Source organism: Frateuria sp. (assembly GCF_035695185.1).
Lineage (GTDB): Bacteria > Pseudomonadota > Gammaproteobacteria > Xanthomonadales > Rhodanobacteraceae > Frateuria_A.
In genome coordinates this window covers 24,601-42,530 of sequence record NZ_DASSES010000017.1, presented here as the reverse complement: position 1 = coordinate 42,530, position 17,930 = coordinate 24,601, and the positions used below count along the sequence as shown (strand labels likewise).

General features: G+C 69.8%; 22 protein-coding genes. 12 read left to right on the top strand and 10 right to left on the bottom strand.

Going from position 1 to position 17,930, the window contains the following annotated elements:
* Positions 1-4 precede the first annotated feature (4 nt).
* The 5 genes from VFH59_RS01285 to VFH59_RS01265 all read left to right on the top strand — a co-directional run bounded on the left by VFH59_RS01285 (position 5) and on the right by VFH59_RS01265 (position 4,268).
* A complete protein-coding gene (locus tag VFH59_RS01285) occupies positions 5-880 on the top strand; it encodes a protein-glutamate O-methyltransferase (RefSeq protein ID WP_325163076.1) in 876 nt (291 codons plus the stop codon).
* On the top strand, positions 877-1,527 hold the full coding sequence (gene cheD / locus VFH59_RS01280; RefSeq protein ID WP_325163075.1) for a chemoreceptor glutamine deamidase CheD: 651 nt from the start codon (positions 877-879) through the stop codon (positions 1,525-1,527). The genes VFH59_RS01285 and cheD overlap by 4 nt, the downstream gene beginning before the upstream one ends.
* A gap of 124 nt (positions 1,528-1,651) precedes the next feature.
* Positions 1,652-2,752 carry a chemotaxis response regulator protein-glutamate methylesterase gene (locus VFH59_RS01275; RefSeq protein ID WP_325163074.1) on the top strand — a complete coding sequence of 367 codons (1,101 nt, stop codon included), beginning with the start codon at positions 1,652-1,654 and terminating at the stop codon, positions 2,750-2,752.
* Positions 2,753-2,768: 16 nt separating this feature from the next.
* Positions 2,769-3,950: a methyl-accepting chemotaxis protein gene (locus VFH59_RS01270; RefSeq protein WP_325163073.1), complete on the top strand. Its 1,182-nt coding sequence runs from the start codon at positions 2,769-2,771 to the stop codon at positions 3,948-3,950.
* Positions 3,951-3,968: 18 nt separating this feature from the next.
* A complete protein-coding gene (locus VFH59_RS01265) occupies positions 3,969-4,268 on the top strand; it encodes an STAS domain-containing protein (protein ID WP_325163092.1) in 300 nt (99 codons plus the stop codon).
* A 46-nt stretch (positions 4,269-4,314) separates the two neighbouring features.
* Here the strand turns inward: VFH59_RS01265 and VFH59_RS01260 are convergent, their stop codons facing one another.
* Positions 4,315-4,641 carry a DUF6249 domain-containing protein gene (locus VFH59_RS01260; protein WP_325163072.1) on the bottom strand — a complete coding sequence of 109 codons (327 nt, stop codon included), beginning with the start codon at positions 4,639-4,641 and terminating at the stop codon, positions 4,315-4,317.
* A 110-nt stretch (positions 4,642-4,751) separates the two neighbouring features.
* Between VFH59_RS01260 and VFH59_RS01255 the strand changes: the two genes are divergently transcribed.
* The 3 genes from VFH59_RS01255 (at position 4,752) to VFH59_RS01245 (ending at position 8,092) form a co-directional block, all read left to right on the top strand.
* Positions 4,752-5,333, top strand: coding sequence for a sigma-70 family RNA polymerase sigma factor (locus VFH59_RS01255; protein WP_325163071.1), 582 nt, complete (start codon positions 4,752-4,754; stop codon positions 5,331-5,333).
* Positions 5,330-5,779 (top strand): hypothetical protein, encoded by a 450-nt coding sequence (locus VFH59_RS01250; protein ID WP_325163070.1) that lies wholly within the window; start codon positions 5,330-5,332, stop codon positions 5,777-5,779. The genes VFH59_RS01255 and VFH59_RS01250 overlap by 4 nt, the downstream gene beginning before the upstream one ends.
* A 219-nt stretch (positions 5,780-5,998) precedes the next feature.
* Positions 5,999-8,092 (top strand): M13 family metallopeptidase, encoded by a 2,094-nt coding sequence (locus VFH59_RS01245; RefSeq protein WP_325163069.1) that lies wholly within the window; start codon positions 5,999-6,001, stop codon positions 8,090-8,092.
* A 129-nt stretch (positions 8,093-8,221) separates the two neighbouring features.
* On the opposite strand, the gene VFH59_RS01240 is transcribed toward VFH59_RS01245, so the two are convergent.
* Positions 8,222-8,572 carry a hypothetical protein gene (locus VFH59_RS01240; protein WP_325163068.1) on the bottom strand — a complete coding sequence of 117 codons (351 nt, stop codon included), beginning with the start codon at positions 8,570-8,572 and terminating at the stop codon, positions 8,222-8,224.
* Between the two features lie 73 nt (positions 8,573-8,645).
* Positions 8,646-9,218: an NUDIX hydrolase gene (locus tag VFH59_RS01235; RefSeq protein WP_325163066.1), complete on the bottom strand. Its 573-nt coding sequence runs from the start codon at positions 9,216-9,218 to the stop codon at positions 8,646-8,648.
* 191 nt (positions 9,219-9,409) lie between these two features.
* Between VFH59_RS01235 and VFH59_RS01230 the strand changes: the two genes are divergently transcribed.
* The 3 genes from VFH59_RS01230 (at position 9,410) to VFH59_RS01220 (ending at position 11,379) form a co-directional block, all read left to right on the top strand.
* Positions 9,410-9,739, top strand: a complete 330-nt coding sequence (locus VFH59_RS01230) for a cupredoxin domain-containing protein (RefSeq protein ID WP_325163065.1) — start codon at positions 9,410-9,412, stop codon at positions 9,737-9,739.
* Positions 9,740-9,743: 4 nt separating this feature from the next.
* A complete protein-coding gene (locus tag VFH59_RS01225) occupies positions 9,744-10,565 on the top strand; it encodes an FTR1 family iron permease (protein ID WP_325163064.1) in 822 nt (273 codons plus the stop codon).
* Positions 10,566-10,638: 73 nt separating this feature from the next.
* A complete protein-coding gene (locus tag VFH59_RS01220; RefSeq protein WP_325163063.1) occupies positions 10,639-11,379 on the top strand; it encodes a hypothetical protein in 741 nt (246 codons plus the stop codon).
* Positions 11,380-11,440: 61 nt separating this feature from the next.
* Here the strand turns inward: VFH59_RS01220 and VFH59_RS01215 are convergent, their stop codons facing one another.
* The 6 genes from VFH59_RS01215 to VFH59_RS01190 form a co-directional block, all read right to left on the bottom strand.
* Positions 11,441-12,355 (bottom strand): 5'-3' exonuclease, encoded by a 915-nt coding sequence (locus VFH59_RS01215; RefSeq protein WP_325163062.1) that lies wholly within the window; start codon positions 12,353-12,355, stop codon positions 11,441-11,443.
* A complete protein-coding gene (locus VFH59_RS01210; protein WP_325163061.1) occupies positions 12,343-12,909 on the bottom strand; it encodes a nitroreductase in 567 nt (188 codons plus the stop codon). Before VFH59_RS01210 ends, VFH59_RS01215 begins: the two co-directional genes overlap by 13 nt.
* A gap of 69 nt (positions 12,910-12,978) precedes the next feature.
* The gene (locus tag VFH59_RS01205) at positions 12,979-13,638 is read right to left on the bottom strand and encodes a TorF family putative porin (RefSeq protein WP_325163060.1); all 660 of its coding nucleotides are present in this window, start codon (positions 13,636-13,638) and stop codon (positions 12,979-12,981) included.
* Complete coding sequence (locus VFH59_RS01200; RefSeq protein WP_325163059.1) at positions 13,554-14,915, bottom strand: S8 family peptidase; 1,362 nt, start codon at positions 14,913-14,915, stop codon at positions 13,554-13,556. Before VFH59_RS01200 ends, VFH59_RS01205 begins: the two co-directional genes overlap by 85 nt.
* 2 nt (positions 14,916-14,917) lie before the next feature.
* Positions 14,918-15,520 (bottom strand): zf-HC2 domain-containing protein, encoded by a 603-nt coding sequence (locus VFH59_RS01195; RefSeq protein ID WP_325163058.1) that lies wholly within the window; start codon positions 15,518-15,520, stop codon positions 14,918-14,920.
* Positions 15,517-16,101 (bottom strand): RNA polymerase sigma factor, encoded by a 585-nt coding sequence (locus VFH59_RS01190; protein ID WP_325163057.1) that lies wholly within the window; start codon positions 16,099-16,101, stop codon positions 15,517-15,519. The genes VFH59_RS01195 and VFH59_RS01190 overlap by 4 nt, the downstream gene beginning before the upstream one ends.
* Positions 16,102-16,323: 222 nt before the next feature.
* Here VFH59_RS01190 and VFH59_RS01185 point away from each other — a divergent pair, with 222 nt between their 5' ends.
* Positions 16,324-17,412 carry a TIGR03118 family protein gene (locus tag VFH59_RS01185; RefSeq protein ID WP_325163056.1) on the top strand — a complete coding sequence of 363 codons (1,089 nt, stop codon included), beginning with the start codon at positions 16,324-16,326 and terminating at the stop codon, positions 17,410-17,412.
* 66 nt (positions 17,413-17,478) lie between these two features.
* Here VFH59_RS01185 and cdd read toward each other — a convergent pair whose 3' ends face one another.
* Positions 17,479-17,898, bottom strand: coding sequence for a cytidine deaminase (gene cdd / locus VFH59_RS01180; protein ID WP_325163055.1), 420 nt, complete (start codon positions 17,896-17,898; stop codon positions 17,479-17,481).
* Positions 17,899-17,930: the final 32 nt, after the last annotated feature.

The following is a 17,930-nucleotide window of genomic DNA, read 5'->3' as shown; positions in this document are numbered from 1 at the left end:
GGCGATGAACGCGGTCGTCAGCCACGACAATGCGGTGGCCGGCGTCGCCGGCCCCGCGCTTGGCGACGGCGAGTTCCAGTTCCTGCGCGCCTTCGTCTACCGGCACTGCGGCATCGCGCTGAGCGAGCAGAAGCGCCAACTGGTGCAGGGACGCCTGGTGCGCCGCCTGCGCGCGTTGAGAATGAAAGGCTTCGACGCCTACTGCGAGCTGCTACGCACCGATCCGGACAGCGAGCTGGGTGAACTGGCGAGCGCGATCAGCACCAACGTGACGGCCTTCTTCCGCGAAGTGCACCACTTCGAGGCGCTGGCCAACGACATGCTGCTACGCTGGCTCGAGCACAAGCGACGCGAGGGCGACCGCCTGCGCATCTGGTCAGCCGGCTGCTCCACCGGCGAGGAGCCGTATTCGCTGGCGATGGTTCTGGCCGAGGCGCTGGAGCGCTGCGGCCGCCACGTCGACGCAAAGATCCTGGCCACCGACCTTTCCCCTGCCGCGCTGGCCGCGGCGCAGAAGGGCGTGTATCCGGTCGAACGGCTGGAAGGCGTCAGCGACGAGCGTCGCCGGCGCTGGTTCCTGCGCGGCGAAGGCGACTACGAAGGGCTGGCCTGCGTGCATCCGAGGCTGCGCGAGCTGGTCACCATCGCACCGCTCAACCTGCTGCACGAATGGCCGATGCAGGGACCGTTCGACGCGATCTTCTGCCGCAACGTGGTGATCTATTTCGACCAGCCGACCAAACAGAAGCTGTTCACCCGCTTCGCCCGGCTGCTGCCCGCCGGTGGCCCGCTGTTCCTCGGCCATTCCGAATCCATGCATGGTCTTTCCGACGAGTTCGAACTGATCGGCCGCACCCTCTACCGGAAGAAGACCGCATGACCCAGGTCGTCGCGAGGCTGCCGCCCGGCCAGCCCATCGCACCCGCCTTACCCGGCTTCGAGCACCTGCGGCGGTTCTGGGATCCGACCCATCAGTGCGTGACCGCCAAGGTCCTGCCGGGCGAGTTCTACGTGAGTACGCAGGCGGAGATGATCTCCACCGTGCTCGGTTCCTGCATCGCCGCCTGCATCCGCGACAAGCGCCGGGGCGTCGGCGGCATGAACCACTTCATGCTGCCCGAGCCGATCGGCGAGCGCGACGCATGGTCGGCGGCCATCGGGCGCGCCGCGCGCTACGGCTCCGATGCGATGGAACAGCTGATCAACGCCATCCTCAAGGCCGGCGGGCACCGCGAGGACCTGGAAGTGAAAGTGTTCGGCGGCGGCCGCGTGCTGGCGCAGATGACCGACGTGGGCCGGCGCAACATCGAGTTCATCCAGCGCTACCTCGCAACGGAAAAGTTCGAGGTGGCCGCCTCGGACCTGGGGGACGTGTACCCGCGCCAAGTGCAGTACTTCCCGGTCAGCGGCCGGGTGCGCGTGCGCCAGTTGCTGGGCACGCGCGACGCGCAGCTGGTCGACGGCGAGCGGCATTACCTCAAGCGTTTGGCAAACGATCCGATAAAGGGAGAGGTGGAGCTGTTCTAGGAGCGGGGATTGGGGATGGCAGCGGGCGCGTGACGACCGACGACCTTCCCGGACTTGCGAGCTTGCGCCCCCATGACCCGACCCTGTCCCGGCCACCCATCCAGAAGAATAGAGAAAGCAGGCAATGACTAGCGTGCGTGTCCTGGTAGTCGACGATTCCGCCCTGGTGCGCAAGCTCCTGTCGACCATGCTTGCCTCCGATCCACAGATCGAGGTGGTCGGCACCGCTGCCGATCCGCTGATCGCGCGCGACAAGATCAAGCAGCTGAATCCCGACGTGCTCACGCTCGACGTCGAGATGCCGCGCATGGACGGGCTGACCTTCCTGGAAAACCTGATGCGCCTGCGGCCGATGCCGGTGGTGATGGTGTCCTCGCTGACCGAGCAGGGCGCCGACGTCACCCTGCGTGCGCTGGAGCTGGGCGCGGTCGACTTCTTCACCAAACCATCCAGCGACCTGGCCAGCACCTTCGCCGACAGCGCGCAGCACATCTGCGCCAAGGTCAAGGCGGCCGCCCGCTCCAAGCCCCGCGCGCGCACCGCGGTGCGCAAGCTCGACGTCGCGCCGCGGCTGTCGGCGGACGCGGTGCTGCCGCTGTCGCAGTCGGCCGGCACGCGCGGCGGCAACCCGATCATCGCGATCGGCGCCTCGACCGGCGGCACCGAGGCGATCCGCGTGGTGCTGGAGGCGATGCCGCCCGACGCTCCGCCGATCGTCATCACCCAGCACATCCCGGCGGCCTTCAGCGGTCCGTTCGCCGCGCGCATGGACAACTGCTCGGCGATGCGCGTGTGCGAGGCCCGCGACGGCCAGCCGATCCAGCAGGGCCATGCCTACATCGCGCCCGGCGCACAACACCTGCTGGTGATGTGGGACGGCGCCCGCTACGTCTGCCGGCTGCACGACGGGCCGCCGGTGAACCGCCACAAGCCGAGCGTGGACGTACTGTTCCGCTCGATGGCGGCGAGCGTGGGCAAGGCGGCCGTCGCCGCGCTGCTCACCGGCATGGGCGACGACGGCGCGCGTGGCCTGCTGGAACTGTCCCAGGCCGGCGCCGCCACGCTGGTGCAGGACGAGGACAGCTCGGTGGTGTGGGGCATGCCCGGTGCCGCCTGGAAGCTTGGCGCCGCCCGCGAAGCGCTGCCCCTCGACCAGATTGCCGCGCGCCTGCTCAGGCTGGCGCGCCTTCCCCTCGACAGCGCCTCGCGCGTCGCTGCCCTCTGATCACGGAAGAAATTCCATGCATGCCATCCTCTCCTTCTTCCACACCCGCCACCTGGTCGGCTTCTCGGCCAGCGCGGTGGCACTCCTGGTCAGCCTGCTCTGGCATCCGGCCTGGCTGGCGCCGGTGCTGGTGATCGCGCTCGCCGCCGCCTGGATCGTCGAGGCCCGCCGCAGCGCGGCGGCCGCCGACGCGGTCGAGCCGGAAGCGGTCGACGCCACGCCGGTACGCGAGGCTCTCGAGGACGTACGCAGTGCGCTGGTCGACGAGCTCGGTCACGCCACCCGCGAGCTGCACCAGGCGCTGGACCTGCTGCGCGACGCGGTGCTGGAACTGGGCGGCGGCTTCGACGGCCTTTCGCACAAGACCGGCCTGCAGCAGTCGCTGCTCAAGCAGATCATCGACGCGCAGAACGGCGGCGTCTCGGTACAGGATTTCGCCGCGCGCACCGGCGACCTGCTCGAGCACTTCGTCGGCATGGTCGTGCAGATGTCGCGCGAGAGCCTGCGCATCGTCTACCGCATCGACGGCATGGCCAAGGAGATGGACGCGGTGTTCGGCCTGCTGAAGAACGTCAACACCATCGCCGAGGAGACCAACCTGCTGGCGCTCAACGCCTCGATCGAGGCGGCGCGCGCGGGCGAGTCCGGCCGCGGTTTCGCGGTGGTGGCCGGCGAGATCCGCAACCTGGCGAGCAACTCCAACCAGTTCAACGAGCAGATCGGCAGCCACGTCGAGCGCGCCCGCGCCGCGATGGAGCAGCTGCGCGGGCTGGTCGGCACGATGGCCTCGCAGGACCTCAACGTGGCGCTGTCGGCCAAGGGCGGCATCGACGCCATGATGGCGCACGTCACCGAGTCCGACGCGCGCACCAACGCGGTCGCCGACCAAGTGGTCGAAATCAACCGCGGCCTGGGCTCGGACGTGTCGACCACGATCCGCTCGCTGCAGTTCGAGGACATCCTGAGCCAGTTGCTGCAGCAGACCCGCTCGCGCCTGGTCGAGCTGCAGGAGATCACCGCCGACTGCACCCGCGACATCGAAGAGCTGGCCTGCAGCCGGATCGACGCCGAGGCACTGGAGGCCCGCGCCCAGCGCGTGCGCGCCCGGCTCGCCATCCAGCGCGAAAAGGCGCGCCTGCGCTCGCGCGGCCCCGCGCTGCAGAGCTCGATGGATGCCGGCGAGATCGAACTCTTCTAAGGAACCCGCGCGATGAGCATCAACGTCCACCACGACAGCGACACCGACTGCCTGACCCTGCACCTGGGCGAGCACTTCGACTTCAGCATGCACCGCGACTTCCACGACGCCTGCCTCGGTGCCGGGGTCAAGGCACGCAGCTACGTGATCGACCTGGGCGAGGTCACCAGCATGGACAGCTCCGCGCTGGGCATGCTGCTGCTGCTGCGCGAACACGCCGGCGCCGACCGCGCCGAGATCCGCATCGTCAACGCCCGCGACGAACTGCGCGGCACGCTGCGCGTGGCCGGCTTCGACAAGCTGTTCGTGCTGCACTGACCGCACCTGCTCCCTCTCCCCGCCGGGGAGAGGGAGCAAAGTGGGCTCAGGTCAGCTTCCGCGCGATCGCGTAGAACACCAGGTTGCCGAGCCCGGTCGCGACGGCCAGCACCGCCACCAGCCCGGGGGTCAGGTCCTGCCAGCCGAACGCCTGGATCAGCGCGAAGCCGATCCCCAGCGCCACCAGCACGACGCCCCAGTGCAGCGAGGAATGCCGCCGGCGCAACTCCTCGCTTTGCAGTACCGAGCGCACCAGCTCTTCCGATCCGCCCACCGTGACCATCTGCCGGCGCACCCGCGCGTCGACGACGACCTTGATGGCGTAGGTGATGCAGATGAACAGCGTGATGGGGATGAGATCGCCGAGATTCATGGGTCCTGCTCCTATGGTGAGGGTGTCGGGCCAAGAGAGACACCGGTCGCGCGGACGGTTGCAACCGCGGCACTTGCAACCGTTCGGCCACCGCGCGTATCCCAGCAGTGATGGATGAGCGCCCCACCAACCCGGACCGCGAGCTGGTCGAAGCCGTACTGCGCGGCGTGCCCGGCGCGTTCGAGCGCCTGGTGCGCACCTACCAGGGCCTGTGCTGGCACATCGTCTACCGCATGGTCCGCCACCCGGAGGACGCGCGGGAGCTGTGCCAGGAGACCTTCCTGCGCGTGCACCAGTGCCTGCACCAGTACCGCTACGAGAGCGCACTGAAGTCCTGGATCGGGCAGGTCGCCTACTCGATCGCGCTGCGTCATCTGCAGCGCAAGCGGATCCCGCTGGTCGAACCCGATGCCGGGGACGACGCCCCCTCGCCGCTGGAAAACCTGGGCGACGGGTTCGACCTCGAGCGGGCCTTCGGCGATGCGCAGGCTGCGCACCGCCTGCATGCCGCGGTGGATGCCCTGCCGCCGGTGCAGCGTACGGTGCTCACGCTCTACCATCTGGAGGAGGCCAGCATCCCGGAGATCGCGGCGATCACCGGCCTGGCTTCCGGCACCATCAAGAGCCATCTGTTCCGCGCACGCCTGCGCCTTCGCGCCGTACTCGAAGGCCGGCTGGGAGTTGCCGTATGAACCATGATCCCCGTTTTCCCCTGCCCGACGACGACGCCGGCGAATGGGCCGCCCAGGAACGCGCGCTTGCCGAGGAGCGTGCCGGGCTCGCCCCGGCGGATGATGCGCCCCTGCGAAGCTACCGGCTGATCGCCCACGTGCTGGCGCAGCCGCTCGACGCACAGTTGCCGCCTGACTTCGCTCGCGGCGTGGCGAGGCAGGTGCAGCCGGTGGCGCGCGGGTCCGACACCGGCCTGGAACGCGGCCTGCTCGCGTTGCTCGCCGCGGCGATGGCCGTGGCTGCGCTCGGCGCCCTCGTCGTCTACGGGGCAGGGTGGTTGCCGGCGCTCGACCAGGGCCCGGTGGGCGAGTTGCTGACGCAGCCCTGGGCCTGGACCCTGGCGGTCTGCCTGGGGCTCACCCGCGTGTCCCGGGGCTGGTGGCTGGAGCACGGCCAGCCAGCCTGAGCCGGAGCTGCGCCCTCTCGCCTCCAGGGAGGGGGCCGGGGTCGCGACGATCTCCGCGCCCGCCTCGTCGCTCTCCGGGCGCACCCGTTGCGGGCCGTTGCGGCCGAGGCTTCGGCCGTCCCGCCCGCGCCACCGAGGCGACTAGCCCACAGGTCATGCACGCCTCCTTGCCCCGTCGGGGCTATCGTGGGCGTCTGTTTCCGGTGGAGAGCAAGGCAAATGCAAGCGAAGCGATGGATGGTGGCGACCGCGCTGCTGTGCGGTTCGGCGGTGAGCGCGGGCGCGTTCGCGGCGGCGGCCCGGCCGGGCAAGGCGCCGGCGGGGATCCCGGTCGGGCACTCGGCCGGCGTGGACCTGGCGGGCATGGACCGCTCGGTGAAGCCGGGCGACGACTTCGACAACTACGCCAACGGCACTTGGCGCAAGAACGCGGTGATCCCGGCCGACCGTGCCAGCACCGGCATCTTCCTGCAGGTCTTCCAGAAGGCCGAGAAGCGCAACGCGCAGATCATCCGCGACGCCGGCGCCAGCCATCCGGCCGCGGGCAGCGACCAGCGCCGGATCGCCGACTACTACGCGGCCTTCATGGACGAGGCGGCGATCGAGAAGGCCGGCCTGTCGCCGATCAGGCCGGAGCTCGACAGGATCGACGCGATCCGCACGCGCACCGATCTCTCGCGCGTGCTGGGCGGCCAGCTGCGCGCCGACGTCGACCCGATCAATGCCACCAACTACCACACGGAACACCTGTTCGGCCTGTTCGTGGCGCAGGGCCTGGAAGATCCCTCGCACAACATCGCCTACCTGCTGCAGGGCGGCCTGGGCATGCCCAACCGCGACTATTACCTCAAGGACGACGCGGAGATGGCCGGCTTCCGCGACAAGTACAAGGCCTACGTCGCGGCCACGCTCGAGCGCGCCGGCGTGGCCGACGCCAAGGCCAAGGCCGACGCCATCTTCGGCCTGGAAATGAAGATCGCCAGGGCGCAGGCGAGCCTGGTCCAGACCGAGGACGTGCACAAGGCCAACAACCCCTGGCCGGTCAGCGCCTATGCGCAGAAGGCCCCGGGCATGGACTGGAACGCCTATTTCGGCGCAGCCGGGCTGGCCGGCCAGCCGGTGATCGATCCGTGGCAGCCGGAGGCGATCCGCGGGCTGTCCGCGCTGGTGGCGAGCGAACCGCTGCAGACCTGGAAGGACTACCTGACCTTCCACACCATCAACGAAAGCGCCAGCCTGCTGCCCAAGGCCTATGCCGACGCCAGCTTCGAGTTCTATGGCCACACCCTGACCGGTACGCCGCAGCAGCGCGACCGCTGGAAGCGGGCGATCAGCGCGGTGAACACCGACCTGGGCGACGCGGTCGGGCAGATTTATGTGAAGAAGTACTTCCCGCCGGCGTCCAAGCGCCAGGTGCAGGACATGGTCAGGAATATCCTGGCCGCGTTCGACGAGCGCGTGGACCAGCTGGACTGGATGACCGGCGCCACCAAGCAGAAGGCCAAGGCGAAGATCGAGTCGCTCAAGGTGGGCGTGGGCTATCCGGAGACCTGGCGCGACTACAGCGCGCTGGTGATCAAGCCGGACGATGCGCTGGGCAACCACCTGCGTGCGGTCGAGCAGGAGTACCGCCACCAGAAGGCCAAGCTGGGCAAGAGCGTGGACCGCGGCGAGTGGTGGATGACCCCGCAGACGGTCAACGCGGTCAACCTGCCGCTGCAGAACGCGCTGAACTTCCCGGCGGCGATCCTCGAGGCCCCGTTCTTCGATCCGAAGGCCGACGCGGCCGCGAACTACGGCTCGATCGGCGCGGTGATCGGCCACGAGATCAGCCACAGCTTCGACAACATGGGTGCCGAATTCGATGCCCAGGGCCGCCTGGCCAACTGGTGGACCCCTGAGGACCTGGCCCACTTCAAGGCCGCCGGCCAGAAGCTGGTCGCGCAGTACAACGCCTACGAGCCGCTGCCCGGGCTGCACATCGACGGCCAGCAGACGCTGGGCGAGAACATCGCCGACGTGTCCGGCCTGACCGCCGCGTGGATCGCCTACCAGAAGTCGCTGGGAGGCAAGCCGGCGCCGGTGTTGCATGGCATGACCGGCGCACAGCGTTTCTTCCTGGCCTATGCGCAGTCCTGGCGCAGCAAGACCCGCGAGGCGGCGCTGCGCCAGCAGATCGTCACCGACGGCCACGCCCCGGGCCGTTACCGCGCGCAGACCGTGCGCAACATCGATGCCTGGTACCAGGCGTTCGACCCGAAGCCGGGCCAGAAGCTCTACCTGGACCCGAAGGACCGCGTGCACATCTGGTAAGCGACGCCCCGCGCCCTCTCCCCGCCGGGAGAGGGCTGGGGTGAGGCCGAGGCCCGCCAGGATGCCTGGGCGGAAAGAAACAAAAAGGCCCCTGCCGGGGCCTTTTTGCTGGTGCATCCAGTCAGGTGCTTACCAGGTGCGGACGTTGGCCACGCCGGCGGTGAAGCTCTGCATTTCCGAGCTGTAGCGGAACAGGCGGCCCAGATCGAAATCGACCGCCTGGCCCGGCGCGATGTTGGCCGTGCCCGCCGGCCAGCCCTTCTTGCTGACCAGCACCCTGCCGCTGGAGTCCTTGGCCTGGATGGAAATCTGCGCGGCCGCAGCCTCGGCGCAGTGGTTGACCAGCTGGCCCTTCAGGCTCAGGCGGCCGGAGCTGGCGCTGATCTGGAAGTCCTGCACGGCGAAGTCGCTCGGTGAACAGGCGGCGTGCGCCGCCAGCGGCGCGAACAGGAACAGGGCGGAGGCAAGCAGGGTCTTCATAAGGCGGATTCCGTGGCGGTAGGGATGTCGATAGGAGGCGACACCGACGGAATCGGCCATGGCGGGGAAATCTTTAGCGAGGCTCCGCCGCCCGGCCTCCGTGTTCCAGGAACCACAGCCCGGCAAACAGCTTCGGGTCGACCGAATAGCCCTCGGCCGCGCGGGCGAACAGCCAGGCCCCAGCGTCGCGCCGCGGCACCTCGTGGACCACGATGTTCTCGCTCTCGTCGCCGCCGCCGGCACCGACCCTGACCAGCTCGCGGGCCCGCACGAAGGCGATCATTTCGGTGCTCATCCCGGAAGAGGAGGGGCCCTCGTGGAGAAAGTCCACCTGCCCGCAGCGGTAGCCGGTTTCCTCCTCCAGTTCGCGCGCGGCCGCCAGCAGCACGCTTTCGTCGGGCTGGTCGGCGAGATCCCCGACCAGTCCCGCCGGCATCTCGATGGTGTGCCGGAGGATCGACACGCGGTATTGCTCGACGAACAGCACGCAGTCGTCCGGGGTGACCGCCACGATGATCACCGCTCCGCCGGGATTGTTGCGCTCGGCGTATTCCCAGCGTCCGCGCTTGCGCAGGCTGAGCCAGCGGCCTTCGCAGAGGGTTTCGACGTGGGCGTGGGCGTCGGCGGGGATGCGGTCGTCGTTCATGGCGGGCGTCGGGGCGGAATACCGCATGGTGCCGCGCCGGGCATGGGCCAGGCAATCACGTCGGCGCGCGGCTCGCCCTGTACCGGCGCCGGTTCCCCCGGGGGCGATCGGCGGTTGCTTAAGTTGCGGCATTAAATGAGAACGATTATCATCCGCCGCGCCGACCGCAACGAACGTGCTGAAACCTCGCCATGCGTATCCCTGTCATCGTCTTCCTCGCCCTTTCCGCGCTTGCCTCCCGACCCTCCGTAGCCGGGGCGTCGGAGTATTCGCTGGTGCTGAAGGACCACGCCTACAGCCCCAGCGAGTTGAGGATCCCGGCCGACACCAAGGTCCGTATCTTGATCACCAACCGGGATGCCACGCCGGAAGAGTTCGAAAGTACCGAGTTGAACCGCGAATCGATCGTGCTGCCGGGCCAGACCGTCGAGGTCTTCGTCGGTCCGCTCAAGGCAGGCCATTACAGCTTCTTCGGCGACTTCCACCAGGACACGGCCCAGGGCCGGCTGATCGTGGAGTAACCGCATGCCCGCCGTCGCTCTGCTGGTGTTCCGGGAGGTGCTCGAAGCGGCACTGATCATCTCGATCGTGGGCGCAGCGACCCGCGGCGTTCCCCGCCGTGGCCGATTCATCGCCGGCGGTGTGGGGCTGGGCGTGCTGGGAGCGATGCTCGTCGCCGCCGGTGCCGGCCTGATCGCCGGGTTCGCGCGCGGCGCGGGCCTGAATCTTTTCAATGCGGCCGTCCTGCTGGCGGCAGTAGGCATGATCGGCTGGCACGTGCTGTGGATGTCGCGGCATGGCCGCCAGATGGCACGCGACATGAAAGCACTCGGCGGTGCGGTGCAAACGGGCGACAGTTCGTTGCGCGTGCTGCTGGTGTTGGTCGCGCTCGCGGTGCTCCGTGAAGGGAGCGAGGTCGTGCTGTTCCTTTACGGCATGGGCGCGGGGGGCATCGGCACCGCCTCGCTGCTGGCCGGTACCTGCCTTGGAGTGGCTGGTGGCGCGGCCATGGGCTGGGCCCTCTACGCGGGCTTGTTGCACATACCGATGCGGGCCTTCTTCCGCATCACCAATGCACTGCTGATGCTGCTGGCGGCGGGCCTGGCATCGACCGCAGCCGGCCTCCTGCTGCAGTCCGACCTGCTGCCGGCCTGGGGCACGCAGTTGTGGAATACGTCCGGATGGATCTCCAACGGATCGCTGCCCGGGAAAATGCTGGGGGTCCTGGTTGGCTACAACGCATCCCCGTCAGGCATCCAGATCGCTTTCTACCTTGGGACGCTGTTGCTGCTCGGGGTGGGCGCGCGACTGCTTCGCGAGCCTCCGCGGCCGGCCCACGCCGGGTAACTCGCTTTCCATTGTCACCTGTTCCGCTCGTCGAGACGGGCGTATGTCCCCTTTTGCCTTTCAGGAGCTCTCCATGTCGTCGCTTTCCACCACCCTGCGCGCGTTTGCGCTGGTTCTTGCCTCGGCTCTGCCGGCGGCCTTCCAGAGCGCGCGGGCCAACGACTTCGTCGTGTACACCCCCTACGTGTACCAGTCGCAGACCGAGCTGGAAGTGCGCGGGTACCGCTTCAGCGACAGCCGCCCGGACATCCACGGCGAGCAGGGCGCCGAGCTTTCCGTGGCACATGCCTTTACCTCCTGGTGGAAGCCGGAGCTGTACCTGGTGAACTACGAGCGTGAGCCCGGCGCCGGCGGCCAGACCACCGGCTACGAGTTCGAGAACACCTTCCAGATCACCACGCCCGGCGAACATTGGGCCGACGTGGGCTTTCTAGCCGCCTACGAGCACAGCACCCTGAGCGACGAGCATGACGAAGTGGAGTTCGGCCCGCTGATCACCAAAACCATCGGCCGCTTCACCCACACGTTCAACGCGATTTTCGAAAAGGAGGTCGGTACCGGTTTTGGCGGCAGGTACGAGCACCGTTACGCGTACTCGGGCACCTACGCCGTGTCCAAGGCCTTCCAGCCGGGCATCGAGGTCTTTGCCCGGCCTTCGGACGACGCCTATCACGCCGGGCCGGTGGTCAACGGCGAGTGGCATGTACCGGGAACGACCGGCAACCTCGAATACCGCTTTGGCGTGGCCTTCGGCCTCAACCGCAATGCCGCCGACCGCACCTGGATGGCGCAGCTCGAATACGAGTTCTTCTAGTCGATCCGCCCGCAAGGCGACGGTACGGCGCCCCTGGCGCCAAGCCTCGCGCCTGCGGTTTTCAGGCGACTGTCGACCCCAGCAACGATCGCAATCGCGAGCGGGTAAGCGGGCCGAAGCGCAGTTGCTCGCACAGGGCCTCGAGTTGCCCGTTGCCCGCCTGGCGACGCAATGCGTCGGCGGTGGGTGCGACCGGTGCGTCCAGCGCGATGCGGGTCAGGCGCCGGCACAGCAGCGCCAGTTCGGCGTGCTCGCGCAGGCGCGCGGCGCAGGCGGCGGCGCCGCGGATGCGCAGGAAGGCCACTTCGTCCACCCGCTCCAGCAGCACGTCGAGGCTGCCAAAATGGGCCAGCAGGGCGGCGGCGGTCTTGGCCCCGATGCCCGGCACGCCGGGAATGTTGTCCACCGCGTCGCCGCACAGCGCCAGGTAGTCGGCCACCTGGTGCGGGTGCACGCCCAGCTTTTCGTGCACGCCCGCCGGCCCCCAGCGCAGGTTGCGGGCGAAGTCCCACTGCTCGTCGCGCTCGCCCAGCAGTTGGCCGAAATCCTTGTCGGCCGAGACGATCACGCTGTCCAGCCCGTGCCCGCGCAGGCTCCACAAGGCGCTGCCGATCAGGTCGTCGGCCTCGTAGCTGTGGTCGATCAGCACGCTGACGCCGAGCGCCTCGGTGATCGCCCGGCAAAGCACGAACTGGCGTTCCAGTTCCGGCGGCGGCAGCTCGCGGTTGGCCTTGTAGGCGGGGTAGATGGCGTTGCGGAAGGAGCTGGTCAGCGAGGCGTCGAAGGCCACCGCGACATGCTCGGCGCGGCTCTTTTCCAGCAGCTCGCAAAGGAAGCGGGTGAAGCCATGCACGGCGTTGACCGGATGGCCGTCGGCGTCGTGGAACTGGTCGGGCATCGAATGCCAGGCGCGGAACACGTACAGGCTGCCGTCGACCAGGTGGACGGCGCGGGCGGGCGCGGTCACGGCGTCCATGTCGAGAAGACCTCCTCGAGCGCGGGGCGCTCGCGGTCGGGTACTTCGATCTGCGGCGTGCCGATGTGCACGAAGCCGATCACCCGCTCGTTGCCCGCCAGCCGCAGGAGCGCGGCCACGTCCTCGTCGTACGCGGCCCAGCCGGTCAGCCACTGCGCGCCATAGCCCAGCGCGTGCGCACCCAGCAGCAGGTTGTAGGCCACGCAGCCGGCGGCGATCTCCTGCTCGATCGGCGGCACCTTGCTGCCGGCGGTCACCCGCGCGACCACCACCAGCACCAGGGGTGCGAAGTCGTAGCGGGTGCGCTCCTTCTCGCGCTTGGCTTCGGAAATCGCGGGGTTGCGCCCGGCGATGTCGGCCAGCTGTTCGCCGAAGGCCCGCTTGGCTGCGCCGCGCAGCGCGATCAGCCGGAACGGCACCAGCTTGCCGTGGTCGGGCACGCGCACCGCGGCGGTGACCAGCGCGCGCAGCTCGTCGCCGTCCGGCGCCGGTTCGGCGAGCTGACGCGAAGGGACGGACACGCGTCCGGTCAGGAAGGAAAGCGGGTGGGACATGGGGGGCAACCGCAAAAACCGCATCGTACCAAGCCAGGCAGCCCACGGCCCGTTGCCACCCGTTCGGACTTACCAGGCGCGTGACCAGCTCAGCACCCATGCCTGGCGATCCCGTTCATCGCCCTCCCGGTAGCCGAACGGATATGGCCCCTCACTGCCGCGCGCCACCGTCCAGGCCAGCTGCAGCTGCGCATGGTGCCAGTCCAGGCCGAGCCCGATGCGACCATCGAAGCGGTAGTGCGTGCTGTCATGCCGCAGCTCCCCGTTATACCGCAGCACGCCCAGGTGACCGAGCAGGTGTAGCTGCCCGGACAGCGGCCAGCGGTGGTCCAGCGCGAGGTACAGCGCCGGCGAGGGCTGGCCGAAATAGCGTCGGGCGTAGGCCAGGCGCACGCTGCCGCGCTCGGCATTCAGGCCCAGGTAGGCTTCCGGGTAGCGGTAGCGGGCATCGCCGGCCACCGTCGTGTATTGGACACCGACGTCCCAGTCCACGCCGGGACGCAGCGGCCTGGCGACGCCGGCATACCCCAGCAGCTGCAGGCGGAGCCCGCCGTCCGGGCGCACCGTGGCCAGCATCGCGCCCGCATACCAGCCTGCGGCCGCATCGTAGGCAACGCCGAGTTCTGCCGCGGGTCGTTCGTCGCTCAGCGAGAGTCCGCGGTAGCGGTCGTCGGACGCCAGCGTGACGCTGCCCGAAACCTGCGCACGGGCGCCGGCGATGAGCAGCAAGCTGACGAGGGCAGTCGCATGGCGTCGCACGGCCGGGTCTCCGCCTGGGCGGCCTGCGGATAGTGCGCAGCCGCGCGCACAGTTTTCGTGAGGTTGGACGGCAGACACGCGGGCGAAGGGCTACCGGCGGCGCTGCCGCGCATCTGGCGGTCGAGCGCCGCGCGCAGTCGGGCGGGGGGGAGGCCCGGGGACATCTGCCGCAGCAGAGCGACCAGGCCGCTGACCTGCGCCGCCGCGAACGAGGTGCCGCTGACGAAACCCCAGCGTGCGCCGGTCTGGGTAGTGGGAATGTCCCGCCACGGTGCGCGCAGGGCATCCGGCACGCGGGTCCCGTCGCGCTCGCCGGCGACCGCCAGCACGCCGGCATGGTCGGCCGGGAAGCCGCCCCGCGGCAGCCGCCCGTCGACCGCGGCGACCACCGCGATCCCCTGCGCGCGCGCCACGTCGAGCAGCTGCCCGAGCAGCGGATCGTCCGGCCCGGCGAGGCTCAGGTTGAGCACCTGGGCGCGTGCCTGCAGCGCGTACTGCACGGCCTTAGCCAGGGTGAAGCTGCTGCAGGCGGCGCCGTCCTGCGAGGTCTGCCAGCAGGCGCGCAGCGCGAGCAGGCGAGCGTCCGGCGCGACACCCGCGATGCCCAGGCCGTTGTTGGCGCGCGCCACGATGATGCCGCCCACTTCGGTGCCGTGGGCCTCGGCCCGGTAGCCGCCGTCGCCGACGAAGTCGCGTGTGGCGGCGACCTGCCCGCGAAGGTCCGGGTGCGTCACATCCACGCCGCTGTCCACCTCGGCCACGGTGACGCGGCGGCCGGTCGCACGGGCGTGCAGCCGGTCCAGCTGCCAGTCGCCGACGACCGGCTGCAGGGCGTAAAGCGGGTCCTTGCCGCCCAGCGAGCGGTACAGGTGCAGGGGTTGCACCGAAGCGACCCGGGCATCGGCGGCCAGCCGCCGCAGCAGCGCCGGGGTGACCGCGTCCCCGCTCGACTGCATCAGGAAACAGTCGAGCCGCAGGGCGGGTATCGGCCAGGCGTCCAGCAGGACCAGGTGATAGCGCGCCGCGACGCGACGGGCGATGGCGCGCCGTGCCGCGGCACCGGGCCCGGCCGCGTAGTCGCCGGCGTAGTCGCCGTCGGCGCGGAAATGCGCCGGTGGCAGGCGCAACGTGACGAGCAACTGCCGTTGGGCGAGGGCGACGGTCGGCGGCGCCGCGGGCGGCTGCACGGGGTGCAGGGCGCAGGCCGCCAGCAGCAGGCAGGCAAGGGCGGGCAGCAGGCGCGACATGCTCAGCGCCCGGCGTCGAGGCTGGCCACCAGCGTGACGCCCTGAGCTGCCCGCAGGGCTTCGCGGATCGGCGTCGCGCGGGCGGCCGGGACACTCAGTACCCAGGCGCCGGCGGCAGTCGGGCCGTCGACCACGCGGGCGTCGCAGGCGCGCAGCAACTGGCGCATCCGCGCCTCGCTCAGGGAGGGCGCGAAGACCACGACCAGCCGCGCGCGGGATGCGTCCGGCGCGCTCAGGGTGTGGTAGGCAGCGGGCGGCGCACGCTCCGGACGCAGCAGCGCCACCCCCAGCACCAGCACGAGCACGGCCTGTACCGCGATCACCCAGTGCTGCCAGGCGCGGCGGCGGAGAGCATGATGGATCGCCGGTCGCCCGCGCCGGTGCACCGCGCGCCGCGACGGCGCTGTCGCCGCATCCTCGGTCCGGCAGGCCTCCTGCAGCGACCGCAGCCAGGCCTCTTCGCGTTGGCAGGCGGCACACCCGGCCAGGTGTGCGCGTACGCGTTCCAGCTCCTCGCCCTGGAGCGTGCCGTTGACCAGCCACGGCAGCAGCCGGTCGACATCGGCGTGGGCGGAACCTCCGAAGCGGAGTACGCGGCCGCTCACAGCGCTTCCTCCTGCTTCAGCTCGAGCAGCGTCCTGAGTTTGCGCCGCGCGTAGAACATCCGCGTCTTCACCGTGTCGACCGGGCAATCCATGATCCGGGCGATCTCCCGGCAGCCGTAGCCCAGGTAGTAGGTCAGCTCGATCACCGCGCGCTGCTCGGCCGACAGCCCGGCGAGCGCACGACCCAGGTGCCGGTGCAGTTCCTGCTGCTGGCGCTCGACATCGGGCTCGGGCGAGGAGGCGGCGTCGCGTTCTTCGGCCAGCTCGATCTCGTCGCCGTGCCGGCGCAACGCCTTCAGCGTCTGCCGATAGGCGATGGCGAAAATCCAGGTGGAGACCTTGGCCTCGCCGTTGTAGGTCGGGGCCTTGTGCCAGACCACCATCATCGTGTCGTCCAGCACCTCTTCGACCAGCCCGGGCTGGCGCGTCATGCCGCCGATGAACCGCTTCAGCCGCGGCTGGTAGGCGCGATAGAGCGCGTCGAACGCCTGCGCGTCCCCGGCGCAGATGCGCTCGAGCAGGACAAGCTCGTCCTGGCCCGCCGCACGGCCTGCTTCGCTGGTGGCTTGGAGAAAGCGCATGGATCTTCCCGCGGATGCACCGTCCGCGTGGATGCCCGTTTCGGGCGATCCGGTTCAATGCCGGCGACGCATGCCATGGCGATGAACCGCGATCCGCCCGACGGGTACTGACCGGCCCACGCGGAAAGGCCACCCGACGATACGCCGGCGCTGCCGGACCGGTGTGGAGGAAGCGTTTCCTTTCGCGTGGAGTCCCGTCCCCACTTCCGCAGGAGCATCGCCATGAGACCCACCTCCCTTTCCCCCTTGCGCCTGTGCGCCGCGCTGGCGCTCGTCCTGGCCGCCGCCCCCGCCGTGGCCGCCGACAGTGCCGGCTACACGCGGCACAACCTGGTCAGCGACGGCCACGTGATGGCCGACCACGTCGACCCGAACCTGGTCAACGCCTGGGGCATCGCGTTCAACCCCACCGGACCGGTGTGGGTGGCCAACAACGGCACCGGCACGTCGACCATCTACGACGGCAGCGGCACGGCCGTCCCGCTCGTCGTGCAGATTCCTACGCCGACCGCGGCCATGGGCGGCAACCCCACCGGCATGGTCTACAACGGTTCGGCGGACTTCGTGGTCAGCCGCGGCGCGCTGTCCGGGCCGGCGCGTTTCATTTTTGCGACCGAGGATGGCGTCATCGCCGGCTGGGCGCCGGGGGTGGACGCCACCCACGCGCTCAGGATGGCGTTTGCGCCGGGGGCGATCTACAAGGGCCTGGCGATCGGTGCCTGCGGGCAGGGCGGGCGCATCTACGCGACCGACTTCCACCACGCGCGGGTGGACGTCTATGACACCCAATTCAAGCGCGTGGCGACGGCCCCGGGCGACTTCGTCGACACCGGGATACCCGCCGGCTTCGCGCCGTTCGGCATCCAGAACATCAACGGCGACATCTACGTCAGTTATGCCAGGCAGGATGCCGCCCGCGAGGACGACGTGCACGGTCCGGGCCTGGGCTATGTGGACGTCTATACGCCCACCGGCCACCTGCTGCACAGGGTCGCCTCGAAGGGCGCGCTCGACGCTCCATGGGGCATGGCCATGGCGCCGGCTGGCTTCGGCCGGGCCGGGGGCGGCCTGCTGGTCGGCAACTTCGGTGACGGCCTGATCCATGTCTACGACCCGGTCTCGGACCAGCTGCTGGGCAGCCTGCGCAACGACGCAGGCCGGCCCATCCACGTCGACGGGCTGTGGGGCCTGGCCTTTGGCAACGGTTATGCCGGGCAGTCGGTCGATACGCTGTACTTCACCGCTGGCCCGGGCGACGAGGCGCACGGCCTGTACGGACGGATCGAGCCCAGCCAGGGCTACGGTCATTGATCCACCGCGGGGCCATGGACGGCCCCATTGTGCGTTGGCGCCGCGTTGGTCCGCGCGCGCCCGGCGTCAGCGCGAGGGAAGGACGAACGCGCCCGGGAGCAATGCGCCGACGGTGGTCTGTTCCATTGCGCCGGCAAGGTTGCCCAGCAGTACCGGCATGGCCTCGCCACACAGCTCCGCCATCACCTGCCGGCAGGCGCCGCAGGGGCTCACCGGTCCGGGGGTATCGGCCACCACGGCCAGCTGCACGAAGTCGCCCGGCCGGCATCCGGCCGCCACCGCGCTGAACAGCGCCGTGCGTTCGGCGCAGTTGCACAAGCCGTAGGCGGCGTTTTCCACATTGCAGCCGGTGAAGGTGCGCCCGTCGCGGGTAAGCACGGCCGCGCCCACCTGGAAGCTGGAGTAAGGCGCATAGGCCTGCCCGCGTGCTTCGCGGGCCGCGAGCATCAGCGGGTCGACGGCGGGGAGGGGCATCGGTGTGGACATCGGGATCTCCCTTGCAAAGACCCCGTGCGCGC